Here is a 9,029-nt window from a genome sequence, read left to right on the forward strand (position 1 = left end):
GTGCCCAGACCGAAGCCTCCCGCGCTGCCTCCGGAGCCGTGTCCAGCGGCGGCGGCGCGCGTGGCCTCTTCCACGGCCGTGCCCGCGGAGGGCGAAGTGGAGAAGACGCCACGGCCGGAGCCGGCCAGCGACGGCGGGCCTTCCAGGCGCGCGGTCTGGTCGGCGGGCGCGCTCTGGGAGGGGGCCGGCGGTGCGGGCGGGGCGGCCGCTGCGGCGGCCGCCTGCGGCGGCAACGGAGAGGGCTGGCCCGGGGCGCCCGGCGCGCCCGGCGGAGGGCTGGCGCGCAATTCGTCCAGGGTCTTGCGATCGATGATGGGGCGGCGCGAGGAAGCGATGCGGTCCTTGTCGGAGGCGATGTTGGTGTCGGGGCGCTTGCTCACCCGCTGGTTATCGGGCGGCATCTCCACGAAGGTCAGGTTGCGGTCCTTCAGCAGATCGGCGGTGGAGGGCGCCATCAGCGGCAGCGAGCGCGGCCAGATCTTCTGCAGGGAGGGCATGGAGAGGATCAACACCATGTGGACGATGACGGAGATCAGGATGGCCTGGCGCCAGAGCAGGCGGTCGCGCTCGCTCTCCAGTTCCAGCAGCAGGCTGGGGAGGTCGGGGGACGGGGGCGGCGGGGCCGGGCGAGGCGCCGGAGGCGCCGTCGGGATTTCCGTCATGGCCATAGCAGGACGAGCGCTCCGCGCGAGGGCGGAGATTATTTAGATGCTCCTCGGGTCGTCGGGGTCAGGTTAACTATTTTCGCACTAATCGGCGGCAACCCGCTCGCAAAAAAGCGTCCCGGGATTAAGAACCCGCGGCCCGCAACCAGGTTGCGGAACACCACCTAAGGGCGGGGCGCGGCGCGCAGCGCGTCGAGGTTCACGCGCTGGCTGTGTTCGCGGATGGTCTCCAGGATCTCGAGGGCCAGGGCGAGGGAGCGGCGTCCATCCTCCAGGGGGACCAGGGGCTGGGAGCGGGTGCGCACCGCCTCCAGGAAAGCGGAGAGTTCGGCGTGCAGGGGCTCCTCGTGGACCACCGCGGGGCGGAGCAGCTTGATGTCGGCGCTGGAAGGATGAGTGTCCTCGCTGGCCGCCAGCATGTCGCCCAGCGGGCCCTGGGGCGCGGCGCCCGCTTCCACCGCGAAGATCATCACGTCCTGGCGGGTGTAATCGATGGAGACGTACTGGTGGGGCTGGAAGAAGCGCAGCTTGCGCACGCGCTCGGTGGAGACGCGGCTGGCGGTGAAGTTGGCCACGCAGCCGGATTCGAACTCCAGGCGCACGTTGGCGATGTCCACCTTGCCGGTGAGGATGGGCAGGCCGACGGCGCGCACCTCCTTCACCGGAGAGCGCACGAAGGAGAGCACCACGTCGAGGTCGTGGATCATCAGGTCGAGCACGACGTCGATATCGAGCGAGCGCGGCGTGAAGACGCTGAGACGATGCACCTCGAAGAACATGGGCTGGGTGACCAGGGGCACGGTGGCGCGCACCGCTGGGTTGAAGCGCTCGAGGTGGCCGACCTGGACCACGCGGCGGTGGGCGCAGGCGAGGCGGAGCAATTCGTCGGCCTCGGCCAGGCTGACGGCGACGGGCTTCTCGATGAGGACGTCGATGCCGGCCTCCATCAGGGCGCGGGCCACCGCCAGGTGGTGCACGGTGGGGACGGCGACGGATGCCGCGTCCACGCGGCCCTGGAGATCGGCGAGCGAGGAGAAGGGCCGGGCGCCGGCTTCGGCGGCGACCGCGGCGGCGCGGGCGGCGTCGGCGTCCACGATGGCGGCCAGCTCCACGCCCTTGCCCTGCTGCTGCAATTCGCGGTAGACGCGGGCGTGGTTGCGCCCGAAGGCGCCCACCCCGACCACGGCCGCGCGGATTGGCTCGGCGGAAGGCAAGGCTGAGATTGTACCAGCGCGGAGCACGCCCGCCGCGCGGCCCGGCCAGGAGACAAGTTCTGCGACCGGGAGGGAGCTGGCGGCATCGAAGCTATGTGTCGTCCCACGATACGCTGGATCCCACGTGGAATCCCCGAGAGGAGATGAGACCATGGCATTCGAACTTCCCCCTCTACCCTACGACTATTCCGCCCTCGAGCCCGTCATCGACAGCCAGACCATGCACCTGCACCACGACAAGCACCATGCCGGCTATGTCCAGAACCTCAACGCCGCCCTGGAGAAGCATCCGGCGCTGGCCCGGCGCAGCGTGGAGGAACTGCTGCGCAACCTGCACAACGTGCCCGAGGATATCCGCACCGCGGTGTGCAACCACGGCGGCGGCCACGCCAACCACAGCATGTTCTGGAAGATCATGATGCCCAAGGGCGGCGGCCAGGCCACAGGGCTGGTGGCCGCGGGCATCCAGAAAGAGTTTGGCGGCTTCGAGCCCTTCGTGCAGAAGTTCAACGAAGCGGGCGCCAAACACTTCGGCAGCGGCTGGGTGTGGCTGGCACGCGATGGCGCCGGCAAGCTGCACATCCTGACCACGCCCAACCAGGACAGCCCGCTCACGCAGGGCTTCTATCCCATCCTGGGCAACGATCTCTGGGAGCACGCCTATTACCTGCAGTACCAGAACCGCCGCGCCGATTACCTGAAAGCGTGGTGGGACACGCTCAACTGGAAGGAAGTCAACCGGCGCTACGAGGAGAGCGTGGAACTGCTGAAGAAGCTGGCGGCGTGAGCAGTCGCCAGTCGCCGGTCGCCAGAGCGGCCGGCGGCGTCATCGCCTTGCCTTCTTCAGGAGCGCGATCTGGCCGGCGTGGTAGAGGTCGTGCTGCACCAGCCCGTGAAGCATGAAGTAGAGCGTGTAGCGCTTGCCGGGGACGATCCGCTTCAGTCGCGACTCCGGCAGCGCAGCGACGGCGCGGTGCAGGTCCTGCTGCGCCGCCTGCAGCGCGGCCAGCGTGCTCTGCCAGTTGGCGGCGGTGGCATTGGGCATGGGCGGAAAATTCTGTGCCGGCGAGAGCGACAGCGCGTGCCCCTGCATGCGGCGCAGTACGGCGCGCTTCCACGCGGTGATGTGCAGGACCAGCTCCCAGACGGTGTGAGCATTGCGCAGCGGGCGCGCGGCCGCCTGCTTCGCCGTGATCCCGCGGAGAAGCCGGCGCAAGGCCGGGCCGTGCCAGGCAGGGCCGGCGTAGGCGCGGTGGAGCTGGTCGGCGAGGCGCTGGCTCTCCGAGGCCATGGTTCACTCCGCGACGATGGTCATGCCGGCCGCATCGGCGGCCGCGGCGATCTTCTCCCCATCGAGCAGCAGGCACTTTCCGGCGTCGAGGGCAAGGCAGGTGGCGCCCGCCCGGCGCATGGCCTCGACGGTGGCCACGCCCACCACGGGTACGTCGAAGCGCATGTCCTGGTTGGGCTTGGCCACCTTCACCACGGTGAGGGCGCGGCTGAGCGCGGCGTCCCCCTCCAGGCTTTTCATGATCTCGCCGGCGCGCTGGATGGTGGCGTCGGTGCCCTCCATGGCCTCCACGGCCACGCAGGCGGACTCGGCGATGACCACGGTCTGCCCGATGTCGTACTGCGCCAGGTGGCGGGCCACGGCGCGGCCGTACTCGATGTTCCTGCGCTCGGCCTCGCTGGGAGCGCGGCGGGTGAGCACGCCGGCCTTGGCCAGCAGCGGCTCCAGGTAAGAAGTGGAACTGATGAGGTGGATGCCTTCACCCTCCAGCACCTTGGCCACCGCACCGATGAGGGAATCGGTGTTGCGCGTGCCCAGGGAGAGCAGCAGCTTGGCCAGGCGCCAGTCGGGCTTGATGCTGGAGAAGATCTGCTTGTGCTTGACCTGCCCGGCCATCACCGCGCGGGTGACGCCCTCGCGCTTGAAGGTCTCGATCAGCTTGGAGAGTTCGCCCAGAGAGAGCCAGTGGACGGCGACGGCGCCGCGGCGCTCGATCTCGGGGAAGGTCTCCTCCTTGATGGCGGCGACCACCACCTCGGCGCCCTGGGCAAGGGCGGCCTCGAGCAGCAGCAGCGGGAAGCTGCCGTTGCCGGCGATCAATCCCAGGCGTTCAGACATAGTCGCTACTCTAGCACTCACAAACAGCCGTACACCGGGGTCTCGAAGATGGGCCGCCAGTGGATGACGTGGAAGCGATAGATGCGGTAAGTGGAGTTCCGATAGGACACGACGTGCACCAGGATGTCGTCGGGCTCGCCGGGCCGCCGCGGGATCTGGTCCACGTACAGCAACTCTTCTCCCTGCGAGACCGAGTTCGGGTGGTCGTACCAGAGCAGGGTGGGCTCGCTGCCGGGCTTGATAACGAAGAAAAGGCTGTCCTGGATGCCACTGTCGTCGGGTGTGGGGATGACGAAGGTCGCGATCAGGCTGAACTGGCCACGGCCCTCCAGGTCGGCCACGGCGAGGCCGTCGGCGCGCAGGCGCGCCAGGTCAGCCTCCGCCACCTTGTGCTCGCGGAGGATCTGCGTCGCCACCTCGGCAGCCTGCCGGCGCTCCGCCGGGGTGGGCTGGCGGCGGCGGCTCTGCGGACGCGCCATGGAGGCAGAGTCGGTGGCCATAGCCGCCCGTGGATCCTGCCCTCCGCCCAGAAGCCGCAGGTCGGCGAGGGAGCCCGGAGTCCCTGCCGGATCACGCTGGCCGTTGGACACGATCTTGCCGATCTGCTTGCCTCCTGAGAGCAAGGGGTAGCTGCGGCCCGCGGCCAGGTAGTGGGCGAAAAAGGCGTCGGCGGCCGCATCCTGCGGCTCGCACGAGGCCGGGACCGGGGAGTAATCGCCCTCCTCGACCGTGGCCACGGGCGTGATCCAGTGGGAGGCCAGTCCCTCTGCTTCCTCGACGGCGAAGACCACGGCGTGCTCGGGGCCGGCGGCGGGGCTCTGCGCAGCAGCAGAACAGGCAGCGAGGACCGGAAGGAAGACCGCGATGCCCAGGGCCGCCAGGGTGGGGGCGCAACCAGCCCGCCTCATTTGATCACGCCCCGCTCCGACTCTTCGATGAAGCGGATGAGCAGGAGGACGTCCTCGCCCGGATCGGCCTCCGCCTTGAGCTTCTCCAGCGCCTGCGAGGTGTTGAGCTTGGAGGCCAGCAGGACCTTGTAAGCGTGGTGGATCTTGCGGATGCGCTCGCGGGAGAAGCCGCGGCGCTCCAGGCCCACCGCGTTGAGGCCGTAGGCATGGGCGTCGCGCGCGGCCACGGTCTTGGAGAAGGGCAGCACGTCGCGGGTGATGGTGCTGCCGCCGCCGATAAAAGCGTGGGCGCCGATGCGCACGAAGTGATGCACCGGGCAGAGCGCGCCCACCGTCGCCCACTCTTCCACGATCACGTGGCCGCCCAGGGTGGCGGCGTTGGCCATGATCACATGGTCGGCGATCAGGCAGTCGTGGGCGATGTGGCAGTAGGCCATGATCAGGCAGTGGCTGCCCACGCGAGTGAGGCCGCCGCCGCCCACGGTGCCGCGGTTGATGGTCACGAACTCGCGTACCTGGTTGTGGTCGCCCATCTCCAATCGCGTGGGCTCGCCCTGGTACTTCAGGTCCTGGGGCGCCAGCCCGATGGAGGAGAAGGGGAAGAAGACGTTGTCGGAACCCATGCGGGTGGGGCCCTCGACGTGGACGTGGGAGATCAATTCGCAGCGCTCGCCTAACTCGACCTGGGGACCAATGGCGCAGTAGGGGCCGATGCGGCAGGAGGCCGGCACCTTGGCGCCGGGATCGACGACCGCGGTGGGATGCACGCCGGCAGGAGCGGAGGCCGTGGTCACGATTCGGAGCCCTCGGACTGCGGGCCCGGGCCACCGGCCGTGCGGCTGAGCAGAGCGCAACTGGCGGTCGCTTCGCAGGCCAGCTTGTCGCCCACGAAGGCCTTGCCCTCCATGCGCACGGCGGAGTGCCGCCAGGCGACTACGTCCACCTCGATGCGCAGTTGGTCTCCCGGGACCACGGGGCGGCGAAAGCGGGCGCGCTCGATGCCGGTGAAGACCATGAGCTTGCCCTGGCGGTTCTCCGGCTCGTTGAGGATCAGCACGCCGCCAGCTTGGGCGATGGCCTCCACGACCAGCACTCCCGGCATGATGGGGAAGCCGGGAAAGTGGCCGGCGAAAAAGGGCTCATTGACGGTGACGTTCTTGAGGGCGACAATGCGCTTCTTGCGCGTCAGGTCGAGGACGCGGTCAATGAGCAGAAAGGGGTAGCGGTGGGGCAGGATGCGCTGGATCTCGTTGATGTCCAGCGTGGTCTTGGTGGGGGCGGGGGGATCGCTGACTGCGGCCGGAGAGTGGGGCGAGTCTGTCATCGCAAATCCTTTAGGTACAATACATTGCCGCCGAGGGCCGAGGCCGGCGCGGCGCAAGCTGGGTCGCCAGTCACGGCCGGCACCAAAGGGAAGCAGGGATTATAGTGCATCCGGCAGCGGGTGAGAATGGAGCGGGACCGACATGAGCACTCCCCGGGGTAGCTCCGGCGTGGGCGCGGCGCGCAAGGTGCTCCGCCACCTGGAGCAGCGCCGCCGCGAGATGCTGGGCACGCTGCAGGCGCTGGTGGAACTGGAGTCGCCCTCCCTGGACAAGACCGCGGTGGACCGCCTGGGAGAGTTCCTGGCGCAGGAGTTCGCGCGCCTGGGTGGCAAGGTGAAGATCCACCGGCAGGCCGCCGCCGGCAACCACCTGGAGGTGAGCTTCGCGGCCGAGCGCCGCGGGCGCGGCGGCCAGCCCATCCTGCTGCTCGGGCACATGGACACGGTGTACGAGGTGGGCACGCTGAAGAGCATGCCCTTCCGCGTAGGCCAGGGGCGGGCCTGGGGACCGGGGACGCTGGACATGAAGTCGGGCATCACCCAGGCGCTCTTCGCGCTGCGGGCGATGCGGCAGGCGCTGGGCGGGCTGGGGCGCCCGCTCACGGTGCTACTGGTTTCGGACGAAGAGATGGGCAGCTCCACCTCGCGGCGCATCACCCAGGCGCTGGCGCGGAAAGCGCAGGCGGTGCTGGTGCTGGAGCCGGCACAGGGCCTGGAAGGCGCGCTCAAGACCGCGCGCAAGGGCGTGGGCGATTACGTGGTGAAGGTGACCGGGAAGGCGGCGCATGCCGGTCTGGACTTCCGCGCCGGGCACAGCGCCATCCTGGAACTGGCGCAGCAGATCGCGGTCATCCAGACCTTCACCGACCTGGGGCGCGGGCTCACGGTCAACGTAGGTGTGGTGCGCGGGGGAACGCGCACCAACGTGGTGGCGGCGGAGGCGGCCGCGGAGGTGGACGTGCGCATCGAGCGCCTGAGCGACGCCGCGCTCATCGAAGAGAAGTTCCGCTCGCTGCGGCCGTTCAACCCCAAGTGCCAAGTAGAGATCAGCGGCGGCATCAACCGTCCGCCGCTGGAGCGCAGCCAGGGCGGGGCGCTGCTCTACGGCGTGGCCAAAGGACTGGCCCGCGGGCTGGGCTGGGAGTTGGGTGAGGCCGCGGTGGGCGGCGGCTCGGACGGCAACTTCACGGCGGCGCTGGGGGTGCCCACGCTGGATGGCCTGGGCGGCGTGGGCGAAGGGGCGCACGCGCCGCAGGAGTCGGTGCTGCTGGCGGAACTGCCGCGGCGCGCGGCCCTGCTGGCGGGGCTGATCGAGACGATTTGAGGCAGGCGGCCGGAAGGGTCATAGGCCGCGCTTGCCAGCGGTGCTAGAATGGCGACAGATGTGGAGGCTCCATGATTGGCAAGCTGGGTTTGCCGGAATTGCTTCTGATCCTGGCCATCGCCCTCCTGATCTTCGGGCCGGGCAAGCTCGCGGACTTGGGCAAGGGCCTGGGCGATGGGATCCGCAGCTTCCGGTCGGCGGTGAAGGAAGGCGAGAAAGAGCCAGACAAGAAATAGAGCCTTCTCCCTCGGGGAAACGGACCTGAGCGCGCCCCTGTCTAGACTGCGCCGTGCTCCCGCAGCATACGGTAGACCAAGCGCACGGGCAGTCCCACCACGTTGAAGTAGCAGCCCTCCACGCGCGTCACGAAGCGTGAAGCGAACTCCTGGATGCCGTAGGCGCCGGCCTTGTCCATGGTCTGACCGGTGGCCACGTAGGCTTGGATCTCTTCGTCAGTGAGCGGCGCGAAGGTGACCTGCGTGGTTTCCGAGCGGACATCCTCGAAGACAGTTTCCGGTTTCTCATTTCCAGTTTCCAGAAGAAGAAGGCAGACACCGGTCGTGACCTCGTGGGTACGGCCGCTGAGCAGTCGAAGCATGCGGGCGGCGTCGGCGGGATCGCGCGGCTTTTCCAGCAGGTGATCGCCGGCGACCACGATGGTGTCGGCGGCGAGCACCAGCTCGCCGGGACAGCGGGCGGCGACCACGCGCGCCTTGTCGCGGGCCAGGCGGCGGGCGTAGGCGTCGGGGGCCTCGCCGGGCTCGGTCGCTTCCTCGAGGTTCGGGACCTCGACGCGGAAGGCGAGGCCGGCGTTGCGCAGTAGTTCGGCGCGGCGGGGGGAAGCGGAAGCGAGAACAAGTTTCACGTTACACGTTTCAGTTTCACGCTGAAGACTCAGTGCACGCCCACCTGGCCGCGCACCGACTCGATAAGCTTGCCCGAGTCGTAGCCCACGCCCTGCTTGAAGACGATCTCCGTCTTCTCGATGTCCTCGATCCTGGTGGCGGGATCGCCGTGCACCACCACCAGGTCGGCCTGCTTGCCGGCGGCGATGCTGCCGATGCGGTCGAGCCGCCCCAGGTACTGGGCGCCGTTGTAGCTGGCGATCTTGATGGCCTCGAGCGGCGAGAAGCCCGCCTGCACCAGCAATTCCAGCTCGCGCCAATCGCCGAAGCCGGGGATGGTGCCGCCGTTGCCGGTGGGGTCGGGGCCGGCCAGCAACAGGCCGCCCGCTTGTGCGAAGGCGCGCTCGAACTCCATCTCCTTTTTGAGCAGCGCGGTGGTGCGCGCGTTCCCTTCCGGAGTGACGCCCGAGCGCGCCGCCAAAAAGCTCTCAAGCTGGCTGGGAGCCATGGCCCCGAGCGCGCGCGGGTTGGGCGGCGCGTTGATGGTGGACGCTTCGAAGACGGGCAGCGTGGAGGTCACGGCGACGTGGTGGGCGACCAGGTCGCGGATCAGGCCCTGCA

General features: G+C 69.0%; 12 protein-coding genes. 3 read left to right on the plus strand and 9 right to left on the minus strand.

Going from position 1 to position 9,029, the window contains the following annotated elements:
* Both VEG08_10475 and VEG08_10480 read right to left on the minus strand, forming a co-directional pair.
* Positions 1-668, minus strand: a 668-nt coding sequence (locus VEG08_10475; GenBank protein HXZ28410.1) for a hypothetical protein, incomplete at its 3' end; no start/stop codon positions are given.
* 161 nt (positions 669-829) lie between these two features.
* Positions 830-1,879: a Gfo/Idh/MocA family oxidoreductase gene (locus tag VEG08_10480; protein ID HXZ28411.1), complete on the minus strand. Its 1,050-nt coding sequence runs from the start codon at positions 1,877-1,879 to the stop codon at positions 830-832.
* Between the two features lie 151 nt (positions 1,880-2,030).
* Here VEG08_10480 and VEG08_10485 point away from each other — a divergent pair, with 151 nt between their 5' ends.
* Complete coding sequence (locus VEG08_10485) at positions 2,031-2,666, plus strand: superoxide dismutase (protein ID HXZ28412.1); 636 nt, start codon at positions 2,031-2,033, stop codon at positions 2,664-2,666.
* A 39-nt stretch (positions 2,667-2,705) separates the two neighbouring features.
* On the opposite strand, the gene VEG08_10490 is transcribed toward VEG08_10485, so the two are convergent.
* Genes VEG08_10490 through fabZ form a run of 5 tightly spaced genes read right to left on the minus strand, consistent with a single transcriptional unit; the run spans position 2,706 to position 6,239 of the window.
* Positions 2,706-3,170: a DinB family protein gene (locus VEG08_10490; protein ID HXZ28413.1), complete on the minus strand. Its 465-nt coding sequence runs from the start codon at positions 3,168-3,170 to the stop codon at positions 2,706-2,708.
* Between the two features lie 3 nt (positions 3,171-3,173).
* Positions 3,174-4,007 carry a UDP-2,3-diacylglucosamine diphosphatase LpxI gene (gene lpxI, locus VEG08_10495; GenBank protein HXZ28414.1) on the minus strand — a complete coding sequence of 278 codons (834 nt, stop codon included), beginning with the start codon at positions 4,005-4,007 and terminating at the stop codon, positions 3,174-3,176.
* A 17-nt stretch (positions 4,008-4,024) separates the two neighbouring features.
* Positions 4,025-4,915, minus strand: coding sequence for a hypothetical protein (locus VEG08_10500; GenBank protein HXZ28415.1), 891 nt, complete (start codon positions 4,913-4,915; stop codon positions 4,025-4,027).
* On the minus strand, positions 4,912-5,709 hold the full coding sequence (gene lpxA, locus VEG08_10505; GenBank protein ID HXZ28416.1) for an acyl-ACP--UDP-N-acetylglucosamine O-acyltransferase: 798 nt from the start codon (positions 5,707-5,709) through the stop codon (positions 4,912-4,914). Before lpxA ends, VEG08_10500 begins: the two co-directional genes overlap by 4 nt.
* Positions 5,706-6,239, minus strand: coding sequence for a 3-hydroxyacyl-ACP dehydratase FabZ (gene fabZ, locus VEG08_10510; GenBank protein ID HXZ28417.1), 534 nt, complete (start codon positions 6,237-6,239; stop codon positions 5,706-5,708). The genes lpxA and fabZ overlap by 4 nt, the downstream gene beginning before the upstream one ends.
* A gap of 142 nt (positions 6,240-6,381) precedes the next feature.
* On the opposite strand from fabZ, the gene VEG08_10515 reads away from it, so the two are divergent.
* Both VEG08_10515 and tatA read left to right on the plus strand, forming a co-directional pair.
* On the plus strand, positions 6,382-7,563 hold the full coding sequence (locus VEG08_10515) for a M20 family metallopeptidase (protein HXZ28418.1): 1,182 nt from the start codon (positions 6,382-6,384) through the stop codon (positions 7,561-7,563).
* Positions 7,564-7,634: 71 nt separating this feature from the next.
* Positions 7,635-7,799 carry a twin-arginine translocase TatA/TatE family subunit gene (gene tatA, locus VEG08_10520; protein HXZ28419.1) on the plus strand — a complete coding sequence of 55 codons (165 nt, stop codon included), beginning with the start codon at positions 7,635-7,637 and terminating at the stop codon, positions 7,797-7,799.
* 41 nt (positions 7,800-7,840) lie between these two features.
* Here the strand turns inward: tatA and VEG08_10525 are convergent, their stop codons facing one another.
* Positions 7,841-8,428: a Maf family protein gene (locus tag VEG08_10525; GenBank protein ID HXZ28420.1), complete on the minus strand. Its 588-nt coding sequence runs from the start codon at positions 8,426-8,428 to the stop codon at positions 7,841-7,843.
* Between the two features lie 29 nt (positions 8,429-8,457).
* On the minus strand, positions 8,458-9,029 hold a 572-nt coding region (locus tag VEG08_10530), incomplete at its 5' end, for an amidohydrolase family protein (protein HXZ28421.1).

It is taken from the genome of Terriglobales bacterium, assembly GCA_035624475.1.
Classification (GTDB): domain Bacteria; phylum Acidobacteriota; class Terriglobia; order Terriglobales; family Acidobacteriaceae; genus DASPRL01.

What these genes read in the sequence shown, in the direction of transcription:
- VEG08_10515 (HXZ28418.1), top strand. Translation starts at nt 6,382, where the DNA reads ATGAGCACTCCCCGGGGTAGCTCCGGCGTGGGCGCGGCGCGCAAGGTG.
- VEG08_10500 (HXZ28415.1), bottom strand. Translation starts at nt 4,915, where the DNA reads ATGAGGCGGGCTGGTTGCGCCCCCACCCTGGCGGCCCTGGGCATCGCG.
- VEG08_10490 (HXZ28413.1), bottom strand. Translation starts at nt 3,170, where the DNA reads ATGGCCTCGGAGAGCCAGCGCCTCGCCGACCAGCTCCACCGCGCCTAC.
- lpxI (HXZ28414.1), bottom strand. Translation starts at nt 4,007, where the DNA reads ATGTCTGAACGCCTGGGATTGATCGCCGGCAACGGCAGCTTCCCGCTG.
- VEG08_10485 (HXZ28412.1), top strand. Translation starts at nt 2,031, where the DNA reads ATGGCATTCGAACTTCCCCCTCTACCCTACGACTATTCCGCCCTCGAG.
- fabZ (HXZ28417.1), bottom strand. Translation starts at nt 6,239, where the DNA reads ATGACAGACTCGCCCCACTCTCCGGCCGCAGTCAGCGATCCCCCCGCC.
- tatA (HXZ28419.1), top strand. Translation starts at nt 7,635, where the DNA reads ATGATTGGCAAGCTGGGTTTGCCGGAATTGCTTCTGATCCTGGCCATC.